Origin of the sequence: Pandoraea anhela, from assembly GCF_902459655.1 — a bacterium.
GTDB classification, from domain to species: Bacteria; Pseudomonadota; Gammaproteobacteria; order Burkholderiales; family Burkholderiaceae; genus Pandoraea; species Pandoraea anhela.
Map to the genome: position 1 here is coordinate 1 of NZ_CABPSB010000009.1, position 24,209 is coordinate 24,209.

Annotated in this window: 12 protein-coding genes and 1 pseudogene; 6 read left to right on the forward strand and 7 right to left on the reverse strand. The window is 64.9% G+C overall.

Translation table 11 applies throughout. The features are described from left to right. Positions 1-319 precede the first annotated feature (319 nt). From PAN31108_RS13800 to tal, 4 genes are all read right to left on the reverse strand, one after another. Positions 320-3,256, reverse strand: coding sequence for a hypothetical protein (locus PAN31108_RS13800; RefSeq protein WP_150669403.1), 2,937 nt, complete (start codon positions 3,254-3,256; stop codon positions 320-322). 482 nt (positions 3,257-3,738) lie between these two features. After that, the gene (locus tag PAN31108_RS13805) at positions 3,739-6,636 is read right to left on the reverse strand and encodes a hypothetical protein (protein ID WP_150669404.1); all 2,898 of its coding nucleotides are present in this window, start codon (positions 6,634-6,636) and stop codon (positions 3,739-3,741) included. Positions 6,637-6,883: 247 nt separating this feature from the next. Beyond that, positions 6,884-9,910, reverse strand: a complete 3,027-nt coding sequence (locus PAN31108_RS13810) for a hypothetical protein (protein ID WP_150669405.1) — start codon at positions 9,908-9,910, stop codon at positions 6,884-6,886. Between the two features lie 603 nt (positions 9,911-10,513). Further along, on the reverse strand, positions 10,514-11,473 hold the full coding sequence (tal, locus tag PAN31108_RS13815; protein WP_150669406.1) for a transaldolase: 960 nt from the start codon (positions 11,471-11,473) through the stop codon (positions 10,514-10,516). 240 nt (positions 11,474-11,713) lie between these two features. Here tal and rpiA point away from each other — a divergent pair, with 240 nt between their 5' ends. Continuing rightward, positions 11,714-12,406 carry a ribose-5-phosphate isomerase RpiA gene (gene rpiA, locus PAN31108_RS13820; RefSeq protein WP_150669407.1) on the forward strand — a complete coding sequence of 231 codons (693 nt, stop codon included), beginning with the start codon at positions 11,714-11,716 and terminating at the stop codon, positions 12,404-12,406. A gap of 15 nt (positions 12,407-12,421) precedes the next feature. Next, positions 12,422-13,516 carry a serine endopeptidase gene (locus PAN31108_RS13825; RefSeq protein WP_150669408.1) on the forward strand — a complete coding sequence of 365 codons (1,095 nt, stop codon included), beginning with the start codon at positions 12,422-12,424 and terminating at the stop codon, positions 13,514-13,516. Between the two features lie 150 nt (positions 13,517-13,666). Here PAN31108_RS13825 and PAN31108_RS13830 read toward each other — a convergent pair whose 3' ends face one another. Then, the gene (locus PAN31108_RS13830) at positions 13,667-13,948 is read right to left on the reverse strand and encodes an oxidative damage protection protein (protein ID WP_069344656.1); all 282 of its coding nucleotides are present in this window, start codon (positions 13,946-13,948) and stop codon (positions 13,667-13,669) included. A gap of 199 nt (positions 13,949-14,147) precedes the next feature. Beyond that, positions 14,148-15,497 (reverse strand): amino-acid N-acetyltransferase, encoded by a 1,350-nt coding sequence (gene argA, locus PAN31108_RS13835; protein WP_150669409.1) that lies wholly within the window; start codon positions 15,495-15,497, stop codon positions 14,148-14,150. Between the two features lie 44 nt (positions 15,498-15,541). Here argA and hrpA point away from each other — a divergent pair, with 44 nt between their 5' ends. The 4 genes and pseudogenes from hrpA to PAN31108_RS13855 all read left to right on the forward strand — a co-directional run bounded on the left by hrpA (position 15,542) and on the right by PAN31108_RS13855 (position 22,854). Continuing rightward, complete coding sequence (gene hrpA / locus PAN31108_RS13840) at positions 15,542-19,690, forward strand: ATP-dependent RNA helicase HrpA (protein WP_150669410.1); 4,149 nt, start codon at positions 15,542-15,544, stop codon at positions 19,688-19,690. 153 nt (positions 19,691-19,843) lie between these two features. Further along, positions 19,844-20,839: a YVTN family beta-propeller repeat protein gene (locus tag PAN31108_RS13845; protein WP_150669411.1), complete on the forward strand. Its 996-nt coding sequence runs from the start codon at positions 19,844-19,846 to the stop codon at positions 20,837-20,839. A 75-nt stretch (positions 20,840-20,914) separates the two neighbouring features. Beyond that, positions 20,915-21,712, forward strand: a pseudogene (locus PAN31108_RS13850) (EI24 domain-containing protein); the annotation flags it as partial. A gap of 302 nt (positions 21,713-22,014) precedes the next feature. Then, the gene (locus PAN31108_RS13855; RefSeq protein WP_150669413.1) at positions 22,015-22,854 is read left to right on the forward strand and encodes a competence/damage-inducible protein A; all 840 of its coding nucleotides are present in this window, start codon (positions 22,015-22,017) and stop codon (positions 22,852-22,854) included. A 275-nt stretch (positions 22,855-23,129) separates the two neighbouring features. Here PAN31108_RS13855 and PAN31108_RS13860 read toward each other — a convergent pair whose 3' ends face one another. Continuing rightward, complete coding sequence (locus tag PAN31108_RS13860) at positions 23,130-24,146, reverse strand: zinc-binding alcohol dehydrogenase family protein (RefSeq protein WP_150669414.1); 1,017 nt, start codon at positions 24,144-24,146, stop codon at positions 23,130-23,132. Positions 24,147-24,209 lie beyond the last annotated feature (63 nt).

The window sequence follows — 24,209 nt, forward strand, 5'->3', positions numbered from 1 at the left end:
GGCTGCCACGCCCACCGTCTAGATATTCACGAACTGCACGGCGCTTGAACGCCTCGTCGTACTTCGTCATGCAAAAAACCCCAAGGGTTGGATTTATGTCCAACTCTTGGGGGTCAGTTCATTCATGTGCGGCCTTTCGAAAATCGCTTAGCGAAAGGGCTGGGGGGCGCGGCGGATTGACGGTACGACGCCGCACGTATGCAGGCAGGAGCGGATTGGGGATTGTCATCGTCTCAGGGGGCAGGGGCAGGGGCAGGCGCTGACGACTCGCCGAGGCAAGACGCTGATGTCGCCAGGGCGCGCGCCCTCGACGCGCGGGTCAACTGGTGGGCGATAGCAGTGCCCGCCGGATCGCACTCGCCGCGCGGCCGGTTTCGGGAATCGGCGCCGTCGGGACATCGGGCAGGGTCGGCAGCAAGGCGTCGTATGCGGCGGCGACGACCTCGGTTCGAGTCGCCGCTCGTGCGCCCTGCGAGGTCGACGGCTGACTGAGCGCAGCGCGCAGCAATGCGCCCTGACGCCTCGCGGCGTCCTCCCTTGCCTGCCGTTCCCTCTCGGCGCTTCTGGATGCATCCAGCGCGTTCGACGCCCGCGCTTCCGCTTCACGTTGCGCGCGCTCCCGGCTCTCCTGAAGCGAGCGTTGCATGGCCGATTCCCGGGCGACGCGAGCCAACGACTCGTTGAACTCCTGAAGCTTCAGCTTGGCGGTGAGGAGCGCCTGATTGGCCGCTTCCCTGGCTTTGGACGCGGTGGCCTGCGCGTGCTGCGTCGAACGCTCCACGGCATGTTTCGCGACGGCCTGTACGGCTACCGACGCCGTGGCCGCCGTCGCACTTTGCTGTGCAATGCGCGCCGCCGCACTGGTGGACGCCAGCTCGCGACTCGACGTCGCCGCCGCCTGCGCCGCCGATGAGGTCTTGTCGCCGTGCGCGGCAATCAATGTGCGGTAAGCGCTTATCGCCGATTGCTTTGCGCGACTGCGGGCGTCGAGCCGCTCGGTCGTGGAGGCATCCGGGTGTGTCTGAAGGTACGTCGTGTACGCGTCAACGGCTTCGGCGACGATTCGGTCTCTGGCCGGCTTGCGTGCCTGCGCCACGCGATGTCCGAGCTTCGGCCCTTCGCTGGCAATGACCGACGTCGTGAGACTGGAGGGGAGCGTGTCTTTCGGCAAGGTTTTGCACCACTCGGTCTCCACGGCCGAGCGCATCATTTCACGCAATCCATGCTGCTCGTTCAGCGGCAGCGTTGGCATCTGCGTGCGCAGTTCCTCGGCCAGGGTGAACGCTTCGATGCGCTCGAACGCGTCATGGCTGAGGTCCGCGTGCAACGCATCGAGAACTTTGTTCGCGGGCTCGGGACTGTCCGTTTGATTTTGGCGTTGTTCGCGCGCCTCGGGGTTGAGCACCTGAAATTGACGGGCATGGATGGCGTCGAGATTTTTTCGGCTGATTCTGATGGCAGCGGATACGCCCACGTAGCCCTTGTTGACGAGTTCGTCGCGGATCGCCATGGCTTCGGCCGCGCCCACCGTATTGGCCTTCGACGCGGCGAAAATCGTGCGATAGAAGCCCTCGCATTTCGCGGCTTTGCCGGCGATCAGCACGCTGGTGATGCGCGACAGGTAAAGGGCCTGTGCGAAGAATTGATCCAGCAGTCGAACGAAGGCACGGGCAGGGCGCGCCTCCACATGCGCGCGCTCGCCGAGCCGACTGGTGAAGCGTTGCCCGGGGATTGTCTTCAACGTATTCCAGACGGCCCGCGGCGCCAGCACGCCGTCGGCCATCAGCGAGGTCAGCAATTTGAGGTATCCCACGATCGCCTTGGTGTAGAGATCGGCGGTGACGGCGGGGTCGCCCGATGCGTGTTTCAGGCCGTGCGAGAGATTGGCGACGACACTCTTTTCCAGTAATCGCAATGCCGATAGCCGCATCGCGTATTCATGTCCGACGATCCAGTGATCACGCAGATCGTTGACGACTTGGGCCAACGCCTGAAGGCCTTTGATCGATGTGAGGTGACTATTGGCCCGGCGCACGCCCGCGTCCCGGAGATACAGGTAGTCGATCGCATGGTGTGTGATCCCGCGCAGCGACGCCAGCATGTCGGCACTCGACGTTTCGACGTCGGCCAGACGGTTGACCAGAACCCGCGTGACAATCGCCGTATGCACTCGATCGAGCTTCATGGCCTCGGCGATGGCCTGCTCCGCGCGCATCGGCGCCGACGCAATTGTCGGCGATGCGCCTCGATAACTGGCGAATGCCGAGTGCCGGGCGAGGTGAGCGGTCGCATGCTGGAGGCGGCACCGGGCGTCGACGAGGGTCAGCCGCTCGCCGCAGAGCTTGTCCGCGCCGTTCATGAGCCACTGTATCGGGAGAATGGGGGCGGTGCTCGCGTGGGGATCGATGTCCTGAGCGAAGTAGACGAACGTCGTCGACGCGGTGCCGAACATCACAAACATGAGATTGCCGATTCTCGTCCGGCGTTGCATCTCGATCACGCCGGAGGCCGTCGCGATATTCCATTTCCCGTCGGTCTGGAAGACGGCGGTGTGCCCCAGTATCTGCCGATAGACCTTCGGAATGATTTCACGTGCTGCCGGGTCGGTGCTCGGCGCATCGGCCGGCGGGTGCGCCGGCGGCTGAATATCGAATGCCTCCAACCCGAGGTCGCTCATGTCGACCGCCACCGTCTCCACGGGGCGAAGATCGACGGCGGCCAGATCCAGCGCCTTGCGGCTGGTCAGTATCACGGGATACTGCGCGGGCGGCATGCGCTTCGCCGCGATGTCGCACGGATGGGCGTAGAGGTCGGGGGGCAAGGTGTCCTCCCCCGTGAGCACGTGTGCACCAATGCCGCCGATGCGACCGGCATGCAGGAAACGCTGAATGTCGGGTTCGAGCCTGAGCATCTCGGTAAAACTCACGCCGTCGATGCGCTGTCGCCGCAAGTCGGACACATCGTGCAAATCGAGCAAATCGAGCAAATCGAGCGAATCGTGCGAATCGTCACGAACGGGCTCGGCGCTCGGCGGTGCAACGGAGCATCCGGTACGCTCGGCGTCGTCTGGCTCGTAATGCAACGTGAGCGTTTCGTACGCCGGCCAGGAACTCAGTCGACCGATGCGCCTGACCCCGCCGGCGTCGACGACGACCGCAGGGGAGGCCGTCGGGACGACGAGGGGTACATCACTCCCCGAGCCCGCATGCCGGCTCGGGAGTACCAGATCGTCCAGTGAGGGAGAACGTACGCGCATCGTCATGGCCAGTAGGCGATGGGGGACGCACGCGGATGCATGTTCCGACAGAAACTCCGTACTCCTGTGAATCCTGGCCCACGTGCGCTTCGGATTCGGGTAGATGCTGACGTTTCGGACCGGGGGCGGTGTGACGGACTTGAGCGTCGGGCTTGTCATCATGATGAGGGATACGGCGTACCCACCTGTGAGCCGAACGTCATTCCGAACGTCATTCATATGCAGGCCAAAGCAGGGACGGCACGTCGAAAAGAGTGAATGTGACGCGAGTTTTGCGGCCGCTGCCGGTGCGGCCTTTCGTGAATCGCTCAGCGCGGGCGAGTCGCGCGCACGCCTTCGACGCAGGGGCTCGCAACGCCCGGAAGGTGGCTGCCGTTTAGGGAATGTCATGACCGCATGCCAGGGCCCCCAGGAGGGGGCACGTCGTGCCGCTCGCAAGACGCCGACACGATGCAGCCCGACCCCGGCACAAATCTTGGCGGTTAACTTCGCGACGCCTTGTGGGCTTTCACCGGACTGTCGCGATGCTCGGGAATCGGCGAGCCGGACGATGCCGGTGAGGCGTATCCGCCGCCGGGATTCGAGTGCGGGATCTTCGGCACGGTGAGCCAGCTTCGCATGAAGTCTCTCACTTCGGCCTCACCGCCGGCGTAGGCGGCGACCGACTGGCGCGATGGGGCGCGTTGCGGCGGTTCGTCGCGGTACACGCTTGTCGGCGACGCCTCGGCGTTGACCGCACTCGCCGCGCCTGCTTCTACCTGTTGTGCGCCCTGTCGTGGTGATTGATGTACGACCGGTGTCGACGCTCTCATCGATTTCGTCACTTTTGTCGCGGCCGCCGCCTGGTCGGCCACCTCCGCCAGCCATTCGAGGCGGGATTGCGCGACCGCCCGCGCATTCGCCCTAGCGGTCTGCTCGGCCTGTCGCATCAGACGATCTTGCCGCGCCTGCTCGGCGATGGCGCGTTTCTCGGCGTCGAGCGCGGCGCCGGCAGACCCGGCCGCAGCGCTCGGGGTGGTCGCGCGACGCGCTTTCAACGTGGCGGCGTTGACGCAGGCCGCTTGTCCGCAGAGGGCAAGCGCTGTCTCGGGCGAGGGGCAAGGCGGGGCACCCACGCCCTCGATCAGCGCCCTGTACTGGGCTCGCGTCGTTTCCAGATGTCCCGTGTATATGTCGAGCACACGGCGCGCAGACGCATCGGGATGCTGCGTGAGGAATGTTTCGTAGGCGTCCAGCGCCGTTTCCCGGATGCGGTCGGTTGCGGCTTTACGCGCGTTCGCCAACGCCAACCCATACTCCGGTCCAACGTCCTTGATGACCGCCTCGACATACCGGCGCGGCGCGCATTCGTCCGGCAGTTCCTTGCGCCAGCCGTTGTCCACGGTGTCTTTCACTGCGGCCCGGAAAGCGTGTTGCTCATCGATGGTGATGGTCGGGGAATTGACCCGGATGTTCTGTTCCAGGATGGCTCTCGATATCTGGGCGATGGCCGCAGGACTGAGGGCCCGGCAGAGCCGGTCGAGCGTCTTGTGGACGGCGGGGCACTGCGTTTCGCGCCGCACCCCTTGCAGTCTCGAGCCGGAGTTCAGTCGCCGGAAGCCGCGACTGTAGATTTGTTCGATACAGGCCGGCGATCGTCCCAGCGTGGTTCTTGCGGCAAAGCGCCTGATTTCCAGCGCCTGAACGAATTGCTTCACGCGCGGTGTGAGGGTTTGCCAGTGCGCACTGAGTTCTTTCAGAAAGCTCTTGTGTTCCAACCGCTTCGGACGCACGAGAAGGCTCGCGATGCTGGTGCGCAGCACGCGCGCCTCGACGAAGGCGTCCAGCAGCCCGAAGATCGCGGCATCCAGGTCAGGCGTGATGCGCGCCCGAAAACCCAGCATGGCGAGCAAATGCGCGCCTTCGGTCGTCTTCAGCATCGTCCAGACGGATTCCGGCGACAGCACGTTATCGTCGATAAACCGGGCGAGCAACTCCAGATAGCGGATCGCGCATTGCATCGATAGCGCAGCCATCGCTTTCGAATCGCTGTCGGCGAATTGCAGACCCTTGGCGATGGAGGTGACGATCGCCTTGTCGAGCAGCGCCAATGCCTCCTGCATGATCACGACGGCATTGCCGACGATTCTCAGGTCACGTAATCGATTCGCGAGAACGGCTAGACGCTGATATTCCCTGACGGTCGGGACGTTGCTGTTGACCTGCCGCACGGCGGTGTCGCGCAGGAATACGTAATGGATGGAGCGGCGGGCCAACGCGCGCAAGGGCCAAAACATGGCGACGCTCGCACTCTCGAGCTCGACCAGGCGGCTCACGTGCAGTCGACTGCGCACGGGAATCTCGCGCGCGTCGAAACGCATTGCCTCGGCGATCGCGGCGTCGGCAGGCGTGATGCGCGCCGGCGCGTTGGGGCAGGAATCCGACGCGCGTGCAAACGCCGATGAGGCCGCAGGCGCGCGGAGGGCGCGTTGCTCGCGGCGCCTGGCGTCGATGATCGTGATGGGGCCGTCCACGATGGCGTCAAGTCCCCCCATGCGCCGTTGAATGGCCAGAATCGGCGCGGCAGCGGTATGCGCGTCGATATCCTGCGCAAAGTAGATGGCGAGTCCGTGATGTGTGCGAAACACCACGAACGTGAGGTTGGCGATGCCGACCTTCGCTTGCAGGTCGCGGACCCCCGACGGGCTGGCGATATTCCACCGGTCTTCCTGCCGATAGACGGCGTCGCACCCCAGAAGTCCCTGATAAATGCGTGCGATGGCGTCGTGTGTTTCGGGGTCGAAAGCGTCCCGGCTTGCGAGTATCGGCCGATAAATCTGCGCAGGATGCCGCTCGTTCGTCGGATCGCTCAGGTCTGGTCGTGTCGCCAGTAATTGCCGCAGCGTGGCGTCGGCGGTCGATGTGTCGAGGGGTGGGGGCGCTTCAGATGATATGGGGGGCACGGGGGGCACGGGTGGCACGGGTGGCATCGGTGCGCGAGAGCACGCCGAACCACGATCGATCAGCGCGTCGATGGCGGGAGCAAGGTCGTGCATGCCCGAGGGATGCCGCTCGGCAGGGGACGCCCACGAATGAGGCCGTTGCGCACGCGGCGCTTGCATCGTGCGACATCGCAGGGCGGCATCGGGCGTCGGCGGGTCGGCGGGGACGCGATGAACCGGGCGAAGGAGATCGTCGAGCAACGGTGAGTGCTCGCTGAGTTGCAGCGTCGGCAGCGATCGTCGCACCTCGGACTGTCGTGACGCCGCCATCAGGTCTTCGCGGTGGCTTGCTTCCCATCGACTCTTCAATCGAATCGGCGCGCCGGCCGCTTTGGCCGATTCGTCCGACGAAGGGGAGGGCGGCGGCGTGCCGGCGCGAGGCGAGATGGCAGGCATCATGATGGACTGAGGCGCGTCAGTGCCCGTTGGCTTTGGCAAGCCGAAACGAGTGCGGCGCGCGGGCAGGAGTCGATGTGGCGGGAGTGTTGCCGGCGCCCGAAGGCGATCCTTTCGGGAATCGCTCATCGGGTGCGCGGCGTCGAACCCGACCTGTCGCGACATAGATCGGTGTGTGCGCCGTCATCGCGCTTTGGGCCTTGTCAGCTTCGTCAATCTCGTCAGTCTCGTCAGCTTCGTCAGCCGTGAGTCATTCGTTCCGCAACCGTGGCTGCAACGGTGTCGATCGATCGCGACCTTCCCGCGATCTGAGCGCGCGCAGTCTCACTTCGATCTCGTCCGGCGAGGGCGATTTCGCCGGGACCCGCGGCCACGCGATATGCTCCAAGCCGGTCGATGCCTCGCCGGCCGGTTGGTCCGATGCCTGGCTGGCCGGGGCGCTCGGCTCGGCCTGCGGCGCAGGCGCATGTGCAGGCGCATGTGCATGAGAGGCCTGCTTCACACGGTCCGCCACCGCTACCCGGGCTTGCGTCGTGGCCTCTTGCTTCGCTGTCTTGCAGGCATCGGCGTGCGCCTGTAACGCCGCCGTTTTCGACACGGCCTGCGCCTTCTGTCGAGCAAGTGTCTGCGCCTCGTGCGTCGCGGCAGTGTGCGCCGCGCTGCCGACCGACACGAGCGCGTGTGCGGCGGCGATCTTCTGCGCCTCGATCCTGGCGGAACTGGCCGTCGCTTCGGCTTGCTGACGTACCGTTTCCTTCCGTGCGTTTTCCGACGCCTGCGCCGCCGCCTCACTGGCGTCTTGTCTGGCGGATCTCACGGCGCGCTTGCTGCGCTCACGCATTTTCTCTTTGCTGACGGCATGCTTCGCGCCGGTGGCCGATTGCAAGGCCGTGGCCGACACAATGGACGATGCAACGCACGATTGGGCATCGTCGGCAATCGTGGCCATATAGGTCGCCCTGGCCGAGCGCAAACAGGCCTCGAACTGGGCTTCGAGCACTTCCTGACTCGCACCGGGGTGGCGTCTCTGGAACTCGGCATAGGCGGCGACTTCCTGTTCGATGATCGCCTCTCTGGCGGCTTTGCGGGCGCTCGATAGCGCTGCACCGTAATCCGGGCCGTATTGCTCGATGATGTCCTTCGCGATGTAGGACGGCGCGGTGCTCTCCGGCAGCACGTCTTTCCATGCGGCTTGCACCTGTTGCTCGACCATTTCGCGGAACGCCCGCTGTTCGGCGATCCTGATGGTCGGCATGGACTCGCGCATTCGTTGCGCCAGACGCGCGTTGTCCGCCGTGTCGAGCGCGGTGAGCGACAGCGACTCGCGTGCTTCCCGAAGCAAAGCGTCGAGCGTGACGTGCTCGAAGCTGAGCGCTGAAACCGAATCGGCTTGCAGCAGCAGGCGCAGGCTCAACTTGCACGTGCGCATCAAACTCACGTAGGCCGGCAGCTCTCGCGGCCTGGGCACCAGTCCTGCGGATTTCAGCCATGCGAGGAGCGCGTTGCGCGCGTCGCCCGGTGCATGAGGCGCACGCAGAAGTTCGACGTAAAAGCATCGGCCGCTGCCGTCGGGCTTGCTCAGCAACACGCGGAGGAGCGCCGCACGCTGCGCCCCGGCGGCTTTGAGTTCGTGCAGCAGGCTTGCCCATGCGCGCGCGAGCAGCGGATGCGTTGCAACGCGCGTGGCAAGCAGCGACACATAAGCCCGTCCTTGCGCAGACAGCAGCATGTCGACGACGGCGGTCGTCTCGATCACTTCGTTACGGGCGAGGACACCGAGCAGGCGCAAGTAGCAGGCGTTGCTGATGAGGCCGAGATAGGCCGCGTCCGTGAAGCTGCCGTCGAAGCGAAGCAGGGCGTTCGAGAGCGAGGCGACGAGAGGGGGGACTGGCAGCTTGCGTGCCACCGCGACCATCTCCGCAACGTTCCCGGTCATGCGCCCGGCGTGAAGGTCGTTGATCGCCTTGGCGACTTGCTGAATGGCAAGAATGGTGCGATCCCGGCTATTGGCCGTGGTCACGCCGTAATCGCGATGGTAGATGACGCTCACCGGGCGTTGCGTTTGCGTCTGTAGCAACGCCAGCGTGCTGGCGCAGGAGTCGCAGGTATCGAGCAGGGTGTTGAAGTGGATGCCGCCGATCAGCGGGACGGTGCGTGCGTCGCGGGCGACGACCGTCGCGATAATCTGCTCGGCGTCGTTGACATGGTCGACGTTCGACGAACACGCCGGATCGAGCACGGGCAGATTCACTTGCAACGCCGTCTTGCTGGGGGAGTCCGGAGACTCGTGCCTGAAGCGCGCCAGGCGGCGCTTGGCGTCGATGAAGGCCACGGGCCCGATCGTGACCTCTTCGGCCTCGCCCATCTTGTCGTGGATAGCGAGCGAGAGGCCTGCGGCGCGCGCACCGCCCGACAGGGAAAAATACACTTTTCGGCCGTACGGTGTGAGCACGCTGGCAAATGCGAAATTGCATTCCCGCAGTCGCGACTTGAGATCCGCAACGCCGGCGGTATTGCCGATATTCCATTCGCCGTCCGTCTCGAACACCATGTCGGGGCCGAGCAGCGTTCGGTAGACCGCCAGGTCGAATTCGTCGCGCTTCGCATCGAAGCGCGACCGGCTCGCCATGCTCGCTTTGTTCGCCGCGACAAAGGCGCGTTGCGCCTTCTCCGACGTGAAGATCTTCATGGCCTCGTCGGCCGTCCACGATGCGGGGCGAGGCCGACGTGTCGGGGGCTGGCTGGCGTCGAGCTGTCTCTCGACGTTGCGGAAGTTCGCGGTGCGCCGGAGTTGCGGGCTATGGGTCTTGAGGTGCTGCTTGAGTTCGAGGAAGCGATCGATCAACAGCTTGTCGTCCGGAACGTCGGGGTCGAGCCTGTCGAACGCGTGCGTGCCCGACCGTTGCGCGAAGCCTCGCGAGGCGTAGAACCAGTGCTTCTCCAGTTGCACGACGACGGTCGAGGGCTGCTCGGGCATACGTACGCCGAAAAGCGATTTGGTAAATCCGATGTCGGGCACCAGATGACTCAGCCGCAGCGGCACCAGCCACGCGGCGTCGCCCTGAGACAGTAACGGCGTTTCGGGCGCGGATGTCGGTGGTTGCGCGGCGGGCGAGAGTAATTCCTGCGCAATGTCGCCCCGGATCCTCTGGTGAAGACGGGGCGTTGGCGGGAGGCCGAGCTGTTGCGCTTCGTGCGGGGGGAAGACGCTGAGTCGGTTGCCGGTGTTGTTGACCCGGATGTACTTGCCGCCGTGGACGAAAAGACCTAACGGCACATCGCGCCTCGATTCCCGGGCGGCGTCGGCGGCGGGTACAGACACAGGCGTAGACACAGGCAACGGCGCCAGCGTGGGCGCCGCAGGTTGAACGCGAACGCGAGACAGTAACGCGCGCCTTTCCGACCCTGCCTGATCGCTGTCGGGCCGGCCCTCGGTGGCCGGGCAGGCGGATGGTTTCAGAAATTTCTGCGCGGGCGCAAAGTCGCTGTACTTGCGCGGCGATTTATCGGTAGCAAGCGTCGGCCATTGGGTGGCGCAGGACCGGGGTGGGGCGAGACTGCCGGCCCTGACGAATTCCCATGGCTGGCGATGGGTGGGCGACAATCGGATGTTCTGTCCCGTCGCTGAACTGGACGGTACGGGCGCGGCGGGCGATGCCGGCGACGCGTGCGCCGCGCGTGAGGGGGGCGACGGCGCATGGCGCTGAATCGAAGGAATCATGGCTGGGCGTCCGATCGCAGACGGCGAGCGTCGGGACATGCCTGACGCCGTCAACTCGCCGTAAGCGCTCGCAGAACGAAGTCAACGTGCTGCGAAGTCTTGCGTCTGCCCAGTCTGCGTACTTTCAGAATTCGCTCTGCGCCCGCCGTGGGGGGGCAATTACCCGGCCGCGCGCGCCGCGTCGATCAGCCCTTCGAGCTTGACGGCATCGGCGGCAAACGCGCGAATGCCCTCGGCGAGTTTCTCGGTGGCCATCGCGTCGTCGTTGAGCGCGAAGCGGAACGACGGTTCGTCTGTCTTCACGCGTTCGATGTCGGCGTTGCGTGCCTCTTTTACATCGAGCTGACGCTTGACTTCGCCTTCGGTCGTGCGCAGTTGCTCCAGCAGTGCAGGGCTGATCGTCAGCAGGTCGCAGCCGGCGAGGGCCAGAATCTGGCCGGTCGAGCGGAAGCTCGCGCCCATGACTTCGGTGTCGTGACCGAAGTGCTTGTAATAACGGTAGATGCTTGCCACCGAACGGACGCCCGGGTCGTTCTCGCCGGCATTGGCCGCCTCGTCCCAGTTCGCGCCCGCCGACTTCTTGTACCAGTCGTAGATACGGCCAACGAACGGCGAAATCAGTCGCGCCCCCGCTTCGGCGCAGGCGGCCGCCTGAACCAGCGAAAACAGCAGCGTCATATTGCAGCGGATGTTGTCGCGCTCGAGAATCTCGGCGGCGCGAATGCCTTCCCACGTCGACGCGATTTTGATCAGCACGCGCTTGCGCTCGATGCCCTCGGCTTCGTACATCGCGATGAGCTTGCGGGCGCGGGCCACCGTGCCGGCCGTGTCGAACGACAGGCGCGCATCGACTTCCGTCGACACGCGGCCCGGCACAATATCGAGAATCTCGCGGCCGAAGGCGATCAGCAGACGATCGATGATGTCGTCCGTCGATGCCGCGCGATGTTCGCCGACCACGCGTGTGAGGATCGGACGATAGGCGTCCTTCTGGACGGCGCCGAGAATCAGCGAGGGGTTGGTGGTGGCGTCTTGCGGCTGGTAGGCGTCCATTGCCTGGAAGTCGCCGGTGTCGGCGACCACGATGGTGTGGCGCTTGAGCTGATCGAGCAGATTCATGAGAGCGGCCTTGCGAGAAATGCACTGCGTGACATGATGCCTGCCGCGTCCTGGAGTCGCGGACGTGACCGGCGCGAGACACCCCGCCAGCGCGGGGAGGGCAGGACGGGCGGTGCAGGGGGCGTGCTTGCCGTGCGAGGCCCGTTTGCCGCATTGCGAGCGGGCGGGGCGACGAAAAACGGCGCGCCACGCCCGACTCCGGTAAACTTCCGACTTTACCAAACTTTGCCGGAAATCCCCATGACCCAGGACGAACTCAAACGCTTGGTTGGCCAGGCAGCGGCCGACTATGTGAACCAGCACGTGCCCGAGGGCAGCGTGATCGGCGTGGGCACCGGGTCCACCGCCAACTGCTTCATCGACGCGCTCGCCGCCCACAAGGGCCGTTATCGCGGCGCCGTCTCCAGTTCGGAAGCGAGCACCGAGCGTCTGCGCAAGCATGGCATCGAAGTGTTCGACCTCAATCAGATCGACAGCCTGCCCGTCTACGTGGACGGCGCCGACGAGATCAACTCGCTCGGCCATATGGTCAAGGGCGGCGGTGGCGCGCTCACGCGTGAGAAGATCGTCGCGTCGGTGGCCCGTGAGTTCGTGTGCGTGGTCGACGCATCCAAGGAAGTCGCGGTGTTGGGGGTCTTCCCGCTGCCCGTCGAAGTCATTCCGATGGCGCAGGCAAGCGTTGCGCGTGCGCTTGAAGCCCTCGGCGGCAAGCCGCAAGCCCGTGTGCGCGCCGACGGCAGCCCGTATGTGACCGATAACGGCTGTGCGATTCTCGATGTGCATGGTTTGCAGATCATCGACCCGGTTGCGTTCGAGACGAAGGTCAACCAGATTCCCGGTGTCGTGACGGTCGGCCTCTTTGCACAACGCGGCGCAGACATTACCCTCATGGGTACGCCGTCGGGTGTTCGGACCATCAACTACCAAGACTGATCTCAGGAGGGCAGGATGGCTGGATCGCGTCGTCTTCCCGAAACCTGGTTCCGCCGTGGCCTCTGGCTGATCGCCGTGTTGTTCGCGGCGTTTCTCATTGGCCTTGGTGGACTTGTCGTCGATAAATTACCGGGCGTGGCGCCCGCGCCGACGCTCGATTCCTTCGTCGACAAGGCGCAGGCGCAACGTGCCGACGCCGCGATCAAACAGGCGCAGACACAACTGGAAGACATCGAGAGCCAGTTGGAGACGGCGCGCCTGCAACTCAAAGCGCGCAGTACCGCCTACCGCAATGCCCGCGAGTCGTTCAACGACTGGGTGGCGACACGTACGGCCACGGCGCAGGCCAGTCAGGACGCCGAACTCGTCTCCCGCACCCGTGCCCTCGATACGCTCAAAGCCGCCGAGCGCGACGCGCAGACGCAGGTGGACGGCCTCGAATCGAAACATCTGGCGGCGCAGCGCGCCGTGCAATCGACGCAGGCCGAGCGCTTTGCGCTGAACGAGGCGGCAAGCGAACAACTCGCGGCGATCCAGCGCTCGCAGGAACTCAGGGTCTTCGGTATTCGGCTGGCGCTGACGCTGCCATTGCTCGCCATTGCGGGCTGGCTGTTCGTGCGTCAACGCAAGAGCACGTGGTGGCCGTTCGTGTGGGGCTTCATCTTCTTCGCGCTGTTTGCGTTCTTCGTGGAACTGGTGCCGTACCTGCCGGACTATGGCGGCTACGTCCGGTACCTCGTCGGCATCGTGTTGACGGTGCTGATCGGGCGATACGCCATCGTGTCGTTACAGCGTTACCTCGCGCGGCAGAAGGCGGAAGAGCAGTTGCCCGACGAGGAGCGCCGCAAGACGTTGTCCTACGATCTGGCTCAGGCGCGTCTGGCGAAATCGGTGTGTCCGGGGTGCGAGCGGCCGGTGAAACTCGACGACCCGGCGCGCGACTTCTGCGTGCATTGCGGTATTTGCCTGTTCGACCATTGCGGCACATGCAAGACGCGCAAGAATGCGTTCGCGCATTTCTGCCATCACTGCGGCGCACGCTCGACCGGCTCGAACGCGACTGCCGACGCGACTGCCGATCCGCCATCCCATGCAGCGCCCGCGACCTGACGTATTGCGAGGCGCGGGTGTGAAGCTCCCCGTATCAAGGCCCCCTCACAAAGATCCTTCATAAAGCGTCTTCACAAAGCTGCGGCACCCAAAGAAAAAGGCACACGATATGCGAAATCGTGTGCCTTTTTTTCTGTGCGGCGAGCCGTGTTACTCGGCGGCAGCCGGCGGCGGCACGTAGCCTTGTGCGACATCTGCGCCGTCGCCGAAGAAATACTTTTCGGTTTGCTTGACGAGATACTGGCGCGCGCGCGGATCGGCCATGTTCAGGCGGTTCTCGTTAATGAGCATCGTCTGCTGCTTGAGCCAGCCGGCCCAGGCTTCTTTCGAGACGCTTTCCCAGAGGCGTTTGCCGAGCTCACCGGGCATCGGGGGGAAATCGAGACCTTCGGCTTCTTTGCCGAGCTTGATGCATTGAACCATGCGGGCCATGAGGGAACTCCTTCGTGATCGTGGTATGTCGCGTGAATGGGTGGCTCGCGCGTCGTCACCGGATTGCCGTCGTGGCAAGGGTGGCCGGTGAGTCGAAGCGATGGCCGATATCCGGATATGGGGGCAGGGGCGCGGGATGCAAGGCTGGCTGGCGAATCGGTGCCAAAGCCTTGCTGCGCCGGGCTCGCCCCGTCCTGCGTTACAGCTTCTTGATCAGCACCAGCGAGCGGCGCTGCCAGTTGTACAGCCGTCGGCGGTCGGCAGGCAGGTCGTCCACCCCGGCTTTGACGAAACCGCGCTTGAGGAACCAGTGCTCCGTGCGCGTCGTCAGCACGAACAGGCGCTCCAGACCGCGAGCGCGTGCGCGTTGCTCGATGTGCTTGAGCAGGCGTTCGCCGTCGCCCGAACCCTGGGCTTCCGGATCGACGGTGAGGCATGCCATTTCGCCGATGCGCTCGGTCGTATACGGATAGAGCGCAGCGCAACCGAACAGGCGTCCGTCGTGCTCGATGACCGAGAAGTGATCGATGTCGCGTTCGAGCTGGTGGCGCCCGCGTCGCACCAGCGTGCCGTCGGCCTCCAGCGGCTCGATGAGTTGCAGGATACCGCCGACGTCGTCGATCGTGGCTTCGCGCAGGCTTTCCAGATTCTCGTACGAGATCATCGTGCCTACGCCATCGTGCGAGAAGAGTTCGAGCAGCATGCTGCCGTCGAGCGAGAACGGCACGATGTGTGCACGGCCCACGCCCGCGCGGCAGGCGCGCGTCGCGTATTTCAGATAGAACGCCGAGTCGCGGTCGATCGTGCCCTGCGACTGCATGCGCTGGGCGTCTTCGAGCGTCAGTTCGCGCTGCAATTCGTTGTATTCGTTGAGAACGCCGGGCGTCTCGGTGATGAAGATCAGCTTGTCGGCCCGCAACGCGATCGCTGCCGACGACGCCACGTCTTCCATCGTCAGATTGAAGGACTGACCCGTTGGCGAGAAGCCCAGGGGCGAGAGCAGCACGATCTTGCCGTTCGCGAGCGACAGGCGGATCGATTCCGCGTCGACCTTGCGGACTACGCCCGTATGCTGAAAGTCCACGCCGTCGACGATGCCCACCGGACGTCCGGTCACGAAGTTGCCTGACACCACACTGATACGTGCGTTGCCCATCGGCGTGTTCGGCAGGCCCTGACTGATCGACGCTTCGATATCCAGACGCAATTCGCCCGCCGCTTCCTTCACGGCTTCGAGTGCGGCGGCGTCCGTAATGCGCAACTGCTGCGCGAAGTGCGATTCGATATGTCGCAGACGCATCTGCTCTTCGACCTGCGGTCGCGAGCCGTGCACCAGCACGATGTGCATGCCCATGGCGCAAAGCAATGCGACGTCCTGAATCAGGGAGTCGAGCCCGCCTGCCGCGACCAACTCGCCGCCGAAGGCGACGACGAAGGTTTTGTCACGGAATGCATGAATGTAAGGGGCGACCGAACGCAGCCAGTCCACGAACTGGGCTTGATGGGCGGTCTCTTCGTCTTGAAGGGCGGGGTCGGGTTCGGTCAGCATGGGTGTACGTGCGCAAACATGCGCAGATTATATAATGCGCGCCCATGGCAAGTGATGAACGAAATCGACAATCGAAGCCCCCGAAGCCGAAAGTGACGGCGCCGGGGCATACGCATGCCCAAACCGCGGGCACAACGCAACCCCCCAATCCCCGGCATCCCGCGCAGCAAAAGCGCGCGCGCCCGGCCGGCGGGCAGGAGGCGGGCGCACGCCGGGCGTCGCCCGCCGAGCGCGAAGCCGAACGCGTCAGGCGCGACGCCGAGCGCCTTGCGGCCCGGCAGGCCGCCGCCAACCGCGTGCCCGAGATCGCTTTCCCCGAAGCGTTGCCGGTATCCGGCCGGCGCGAGGAGATCGCGCGCGCAATCGCCGGCCATCAGGTCGTGATCGTGAGCGGGGAGACCGGCTCGGGCAAGACGACGCAGTTGCCCAAGATCTGCCTGGCCCTCGGGCGCGGCCTCGGCGCGGGCGGCACGGGCCTCATCGGCCACACGCAGCCGCGCCGGATCGCCGCTTCGGCCACGGCGCGCCGCATCGCCGACGAACTGAATACCCCCCTGGGCGATATCGTCGGCTTCAAGGTGCGCTTCAACGACACGCTCTCGGGCGGTGCGTCCGTCAAATTGATGACGGACGGGATTTTGCTCGCCGAGACGCAGACCGATCCGCTGTTGCGTGCGTACGACACCATCATCATCGACGAGGCGCACGAGCGCAGTCTGAACATCGACTTTCTGCTCGGCTACCTCAAGCAGTTGCTGCCGCGCCGTCCCGATCTGAAGGTCATCATCACCTCGGCGACCATCGACGCCGATCGCTTCGCCCGCCATTTCGGCACGGGCGAAGGTGACGACTTGCGCCCCGCACCGGTCATCGAAGTGAGTGGTCGACTGTATCCCGTCGAGGTGCGCTATCGGCCGATTCAGGACGACGCCCGCATCGCCGGCGCCGAGGGGCGCGAAGGCAGCCGCGCCAGCGCGCGCGACCGCGAGCGCGATCTGATGGACGGCATTGTCGACGCCGTCGACGAACTCTGCCGCGAAGGCTCGGGCGACGTGCTGGTCTTCCTGCCCGGCGAGCGTGAAATCCGCGAGGCGGCCGAGGCGCTGCGCAAGCACCATCCGCCGCACACCGAAATTCTGCCGCTGTTCGCGCGGTTGTCCGCGACCGATCAGGAGCGCGTGTTCAAGCCATCGAACGCGCGACGCATCGTGCTCGCGACCAACGTCGCGGAAACCTCGCTGACGGTGCCGGGCATCCGCTATGTCGTCGATGCGGGCACCGCCCGTGTGAAGCGCTACTCCTACCGCAACAAGGTCGAGCAGTTGCAGATCGAATCGATCTCGCAGGCGGCGGCCAACCAGCGGGCAGGGCGTTGCGGCCGTGTGGCCGACGGCGTGTGTATCCGTCTCTACGACGAGGCCGACTTCCAGTCGCGGGCGCGCTTCACCGATCCGGAAATCCTGCGCTCGTCGCTGGCGGCCGTCATTTTGCGGATGCAGTCGCTGCGACTCGCGAAGGTCGAGGAGTTTCCGTTCATCGAGCCGCCGCCGGGACGCGCCATCGCCGACGGCTACCAGTTGCTGAACGAACTGGGCGCGGTGGACGACACGAACCAGCTCACGCCGCTCGGTCGCGAACTGGCGCGTTTGCCGCTCGACCCGCGCGTGGGACGCATGATCCTCGCCGCGCGCGACCAGCAGTCGCTGCGCGAAGTGCTGATCATCGCGAGCGGTCTGGCCGTGCAGGATCCGCGCGACCGGCCTATCGAGGCGCAGGACGCCGCCGACAACGCGCACAAGAAGTTCGCCGACGAGAAGTCCGAATTCCTCTCGTGGCTCAAGATCTGGAAATGGTTCGAAGACGCCATCGCCCACAAGAAGTCCAACCGCCTGCTGGCGCAAGCGTGTCGCGAGAACTTCCTGTCGCAACTGCGTCTGCGGGAATGGCGCGACGTGCACAGTCAGTTGCTGAGTGTGGTGCGTGAGCAGGGCTGGCGCATCAACGAATCCGAGGCGACCTACGAGCAGGTGCATCTGGCATTGCTCGCGGGCCTGCTCGGCAACATCGGCTGCAAGGCCGACGACGACCCGCATTTCCTCGGCGCGCACGGCATCAAGTTCCATATCTGGCCGGGCTCGTCGCTGGTGAAGAAAGCCGGGCGCTGGGTGATGGCCGGCGAACTCGTCGAGACGAGTCGTCTTTATGCCCGATGCATTGCCCGCATCGAGCCGGAATGGGTCGAGCGCGTGGGCAAGCATCTGGTGAAGACGTCGCTGTCCGACGCGCACTGGGAAAAGAAGGCGGCGCAGGTCACCGCTTACGAGCGCGGTACGCTCTACGGTCTGACGATCTACGCGCGCCGTCGCATGAATTTCGGCCCGCGCGATCCGCGTCGTGCGCGTGAGATTTTCCTGCGCAGCGCCCTCGTCGAAGGCGAATGGGAGACGAAGCTCCCGTTCTATGCCCATAACCGCAAGCTGATCGCGGATATCGAACAGCTCGAACACAAGTCGCGCCGTCAGGACGTGCTTGTCGACGACGAGCTGATCTACGCGTTCTACGACGCTCACGTGCCCGCCGGCTTGTACGACGGCACGAGCTTCGAACACTGGTATCGCGAGACGTCGAAGGGTTCGCCCAAGCTGCTCTACCTCGTGCGCGACGACCTGATGCGCCACGAGGCGGCGGGCGTCACGACCGATCTGTTCCCGAAGAAGACGGCGATCGCCGGCATCGAAATGGCGCTCACGTACCACTTCGAGCCGGGCTCGCCGCGTGACGGGGTGACACTCGCCGTGCCGCTCTACGCCCTCAATCAGGTCGATGCGCGCCGCTGCGAATGGCTGGTGCCCGGCATGCTCAAGGAGAAGGCGCATTTGCTGATGAAGTCGTTGCCGCAGAAGCTGCGCCGCCACTTCGTGCCGCTGCCGGAGTTCGCCGCGGGCTTCGTGGACCGGGCGACGTTCGGGCAGGGGGCATTGCTCGATGCCCTGATGGCCGACGCGCGGGAGCTGACCGGTGTCATGCTCAAGTCGAGCGACTTCAAGCTGGAGATGCTGCCGGCGCACTTGTCGATGAATTTCAAGGTGATCGACGAGCACGGGCGTCAGCTCGGCATGGGCCGCAATCTCGCGCAACTGCGCGCCGAACTGGGGCAGCAGGCGCAGCGAACGTTCCAGCAACTCGCGGCCAGGAGCGGCGCGACGCCAACCGGGGTCGCGTCTGCCGACGCGGTGGCGCCGCAAAGCGCCCGGGACGGCGTGAAGGGCGCTCAGCCCGGCAAAGGCAGTGCCGGGGCGACGCCGGCGGGCGCCACGTCGGGCGCCGCCGTCGAGCCGGGCCGGTACGACAATCTCACAACGTGGAGCTTCGGTGAACTGCCGGAAATGCTGGAGATCCGCCGGGGCGGGCAGACGCTGTTCGGCTACCCGGCGCTGGTCGACCGCAGCGACCATTGCGACCTCGAAGTGTTCGACGATCCGGACGAAGCGCAGCGCCAGCACCGCGCCGGTCTGCGGCGTCTGTTCGCGATCCAGTTGCGCGAACAGGTGAAGTATCTCGAGAAGAACATTCCCGGCTTGCAGCAAATGGCGATGCAGTACATGAGTCTGGGCACGCAGGAGGCGTTGCGTGACCAGATCGTGGATCTGGCGCTGGAGCGAGCCTGTTTGCAGACGCCGTGGCCGAGCGATAACGCGTCGTTCGTGGCGCGCAAGGACGAAGGGCGCGGGCGTTTGACGTTGCTCGCGCAGGAAATCGCGCGACTCGCCGGACAGATCCTGACCGAGTACGCAGCGCTGCAGAAGAAGCTGGCGCAGGCCAGGCCGTTTGCACAGGCTCACGCCGATCTGACGGCGCAATTGCAACGGTTGATCGGCAAGCGCTTCCTGATAGACACGCCGTACGCGCAACTGGCACATTTTCCGCGCTACCTGAAGGCGATGGCCGGGCGGATCGACAAGCTCAAGGCGGATCCGTCGCGCGACGCCCGGGCCATGAGCGAACTCGGACCGTTGCTGCAAAACTGGCAGCGGGCGACATCGCAACGGCGCGATCACGGCGACGCGCGGCTCGACGAGTTCCGCTGGCTGCTCGAGGAGTTGCGCGTCTCGCTCTTCGCGCAGGAACTGCGCACGCCCATGCCCGTGTCGGTCAAGCGCTTGCACAAGGTTTGGGAGGCGTTGCAGCGCTGAGGCGACGACGCCGGGGGGCGGGGCTAGTGAGCGTTTGCGCTGGATCATGAAGTGTCGGGATAGTGTTTCGCCTGATCAAAAAATGTCCGTGGGACGCGCGTGAGCGACGGGTTCCCGGCCTACAATAGCGAGACTTTTCCGAGAGACTTCGTAATGCGCAAACTTCTGATCGCTGCTGCCCTGGCAACTTCCTTCGGTCTTGCGGCGCTGGCCGGTCCTGTCCGGGCGGCGGCGCCGTCGCCGGACAGCGTCGTGGTCGTGCTCAACTCGGCCGACGCCAGCGTCAGCCTGATCGACAAGGCTACCCAGAAGGTGATTCAGACGTTCCCGGTGGGCAAGGAGCCGCATCACCTGATGGCCACGCCTGACAATCAGTCGCTCATCGTCGCCAATTCGGTCGGCAACAACCTTGTCTTCCTTGACCCGAAGACCGGGCAGATCCAGCGCAAGATCGAAAACATCGAAGATCCTTACCAGATCGGCTTCTCGCCCGACAAGAAATGGTTCGTCGCCAACGCCTTGCGTCTGGACCGCGTGGATGTGTACCACTTCGACGGCAAGAACCTGAGCGTGGCGCAGCGTATTCCCATCAAGAAGATGCCGAGCCATCTGGTGTTCACGCAGGACAGCAAGCTCGTTTTCATCTCGTTGCAGGAATCGAACGAGGTCGCGGCCATCGATCTGGCGACACAGAAGGTGATCTGGAAGCTGAAGGTCGGCGACAGTCCGGCCGGCGTGTGGCTCACGCCGAACGACAAGTATCTGCTCGTGGGGATGACCGGTGCGGACCACGCGGTGGTCGTCGACTGGCGTAACCAGAAGATCGTCAAGACGATTCCGACCGGCAAGGGCGCGCACAACTTCCGCTCGCTGGCCGACGGCAAGCACGTGCTGATCTCGAACCGGGTGTCGAGCACCATCAGCATCATCGATCAGGAATCGCTCACGAACGTCGGCAACATCACCGGTCTGCTGCCGGGACCCGACGACATGGAACTGAGCGCCGACAGGAAAACGCTGTGGGTCACGTTCCGCTGGGCGCGCAAGGTCGGCATCATCGATATGGCTTCGCGCAAGCTGATCAATACCATTCCGGTCGGGCGCTCGCCGCACGGGATCTATTTCTACGACCGCGCGCCGGTGCTGTAACATCAAGGCCTTATCCCTAAGGCTCTGCCGGCCGGGCGTCCGTGCGACGCCCGATCCGGTCCGTATCGCACCTGCATGAACGATATTCTTCGCGCGCTTGGCCGCGCGCTCGTGAGTCTGCTGCATCCCCGCATGCTGTGGCTCACCGCAATGCCCTTCATCGTCTCCGGTCTTCTCTGGGGCGCCGTGATCTGGTTCGGATGGGAACCGTTCACCGATTTCCTTCGCGTCTGGCTCGAACAGTGGGAATTCACGCAGTGGATTTACCGCTTCTTCGGCTATTTCGGCGTGGATAGCGTGCGCATGGCGCTCGCGCCGTTCATTCTGGTGGCGCTGCTCGTTCCGCTGATCGTCGTGACCGCGCTGCTGCTGATTGCCGGATGGTCGATGCCGGCGGTGCTGCGGCATCTCTCGCGCCGCCACTTCATTCATCTCGAAGCCCGGCAGGGCGGCTCGTTCTGGGGCAGCCTGGGCCAGTCGCTCGGTGCGACGTTCGTCTTCCTGATCGCCGCGCTCGTGACGCTGCCGCTGTGGCTGGTGCCGCCGTTTTTCGCCATCGTGCCGCCGCTGCTGTGGGGCTGGCTGACGTATCGCGTGATGACGTACGACGCGCTGGCGTATCACGCGAGTGCGGAAGAGCGGCGTCGGCTGGTGCGCGAAAAGCGTCTGCCGCTGCTCGTGATCGGCGTGGCGACCGGCCTGCTCGGTTCGTTGCCGACGCTGTTGTGGGTCTCGTCCGTCGTCATGATCGTGTTGTTCCCGGTCATTGCGCTGCTGGCGATCTGGCTGTATGTGGTGATTTTCGTGTTCTCGGCGCTGTGGTTCGCCCACTATTGCCTGCGGGCGCTGTCTCGCATGCGCGCTGAAGACGCACACCGCGAGCCGACGCTCGCCGCGACGGTGTTGCCCGTGGCCGGCACGCCGGCGTCCGAGAGCGAGGATTTGCCGCCGGGGCCGCCGGGGCCAGCGACTTCGGGACGGTCATCGTTCGCGCCGCCCGAATCCGCTGGATCCCCCGAATTGCCTGACTCGTCTGAATCGTCTGACTCGCCGCGATTGCCGGGACCACGCTCCCCCAACGGTTCGCCGTGAAAGTGGCACAATCGTCAAACTGCGCGCCGCCATACGGCGCCGCGCAATCTTTCAGGCACTGACGACAAGACAAAGGAAGCATCATGGCGGTCGGCATCATCATCATCGGCGACGAAATTCTCTCGGGACGCCGTCACGACAAGCATCTGCCCAAGTTCATCGAATTGCTCGCCGAGCGCGGGATGCAACTCGGCTGGGCCGAGTACGTGGGCGACGATCCGGAACGCATCACGGCCACGCTGCGCCGTACGTTCGCCAGCGACGACATCGTGTTCGTGACGGGAGGGATCGGCGCGACCCCGGACGACCACACGCGTCAGTGCGCGGCGGCGGCGCTCAACGTGCCGCTGGCGCTCACGCCGGAAGCCGAAGCGCTCATCATGGAGCGTATCGCCGACACGAGCCCCGATGGCGTGGCCGACATGACGCAGCCGGACAACCGCCATCGCCTGAAGATGGGCGAGTTCCCGGTGGGCGCGCGCGTGTTGCCGAATCCGTACAACAAGATTCCCGGGTTCTCCGTCGAGCACCATCATTTCATGCCGGGCTTTCCGGTAATGGCGTGGCCGATGATGGCCTGGGCGCTCGATACCTATTACGCGGACCTGCATCACCTGACGAAGCACACCGAGCGCTCGGTGCTCGTGTTCGGACTGGCCGAATCGACGCTCACGCCGCTCATGGAAGCGATCGAAGCCGAGTACGACGGGATCAAGGTGTTCAGTCTGCCGAGCGTGGGCGACGCCGAGCGTGGAGCGATTTACGCGCGTCGTCACATCGACCTCGGCGTGAAGGGCGACCCCACACGGGTCGGCGCGGCGTTCGAGCGTCTGATCGCCGGTGTGAGCGCGCTTGGCGGCGAGATCGTGCATCCGGCCGAGGCGGTCGCGTTGCCTGAGGGGACGACACCGGCGACGAAGTGACGAGGTGATCGTGCGAACGTCGCAGCGCGTTGCCGGTGTCATGTCGCGTGCCCGACGGGGACGAGTGACGGACCGGTCAAATGGCGCTATCACGGTAGCGTGGCGGCACAATGGTCAAACGGCGCTTGCCTGGATGAGGCAAGCGCCGTTTCGTTTTTTGCTGCGTCGCGCGAGCGGCGGCTTGGGTGGCCGCCCGACGCCACGGCGGCGCCGGCGCGGGAAGCGCACGTGTTGACGTGTGCCGATGTGCGTTGATGCGTGGTGACAGGTGTCGCTCAGAACCCGGCGAGAACGAGCTTGCCGATCGTGCGGCCGCCTTCGAGTTGCGCGTGAGCGCGTCGCAGGTTCGCCGAATTGATCGGGCCGAGCACTTCGCCCACGGTCGTGCGCAGCGTGCCGGCATCGACCAGTCGCGCGACTTCGGTCAGCAGCTTGTGCTGCGCGATCATGTCCGGCGTCTCGTACATGGCGCGCGTGAACATGAATTCCCAGACGAACGTGGCGCTCTTGCTCTTGAGCAGGCCGACTTCGAGCGGTCCCGCGTTCTCCACGATCGAGCAGATCTTGCCCTGCGGGGCGACGGCGTCGGCCATTGCGGGGAAATGCGTATCCGTGTCGTTCAGGCAGAGCACGAAATCCACCTGCGGCAGGCCGATGGCCTTCAACTGCGCCGGCATGTCCCGATAGTGATCGATGACGTGTTGCGCGCCGAGCTGTCGGCACCAGTCGGCCGATTCCGGTCGCGAGGCGGTTGCCACGATCGTCAGCTTTGCCAGCCGGCGGGCCAGTTGAATGGCAATGGACCCCACACCGCCCGCGCCGCCGACGATCAGGATCGATTTGCCTTCATCGCTGCCGTCCGGCGCGATGCCGAGACGATCGAACAATGCTTCCCACGCGGTGATCGTCGTGAGCGGCAGCGCGGCGGCATTCACGAAATCGAGCGACGTCGGCATGTGACCCACGATGCGCTCGTCCACCAGATGGAATTCGCTGTTCGCACCGGGGCGCGTGATGCTGCCCGCGTAGTAGACCGGGTCGCCGACCTTGAAGAGCGTGACGTTCGGGCCGACGGCAGCGACGGTGCCTGCGGCGTCCCAACCCAGCACGCGTGGGGCGGATTCGATCTTGTCCTTCGGGGCACGCACCTTCGTGTCGACCGGATTCACGGAAATGGCTTCGACCTTGATCAGCAGGTCGCGACCGGTCGGCGTCGGCGTGGGCAGTTCAATGTCTTCGAGCGACTTGGGGTCGTCGATGGGCAGGTAACGGGTCAATCCGATGGCTTTCATCTGCTTTCTCCTGAAGGGGTGGCGCACCGCCCGCCCTGGGGCGATTTGGCGACGTGCCGGATT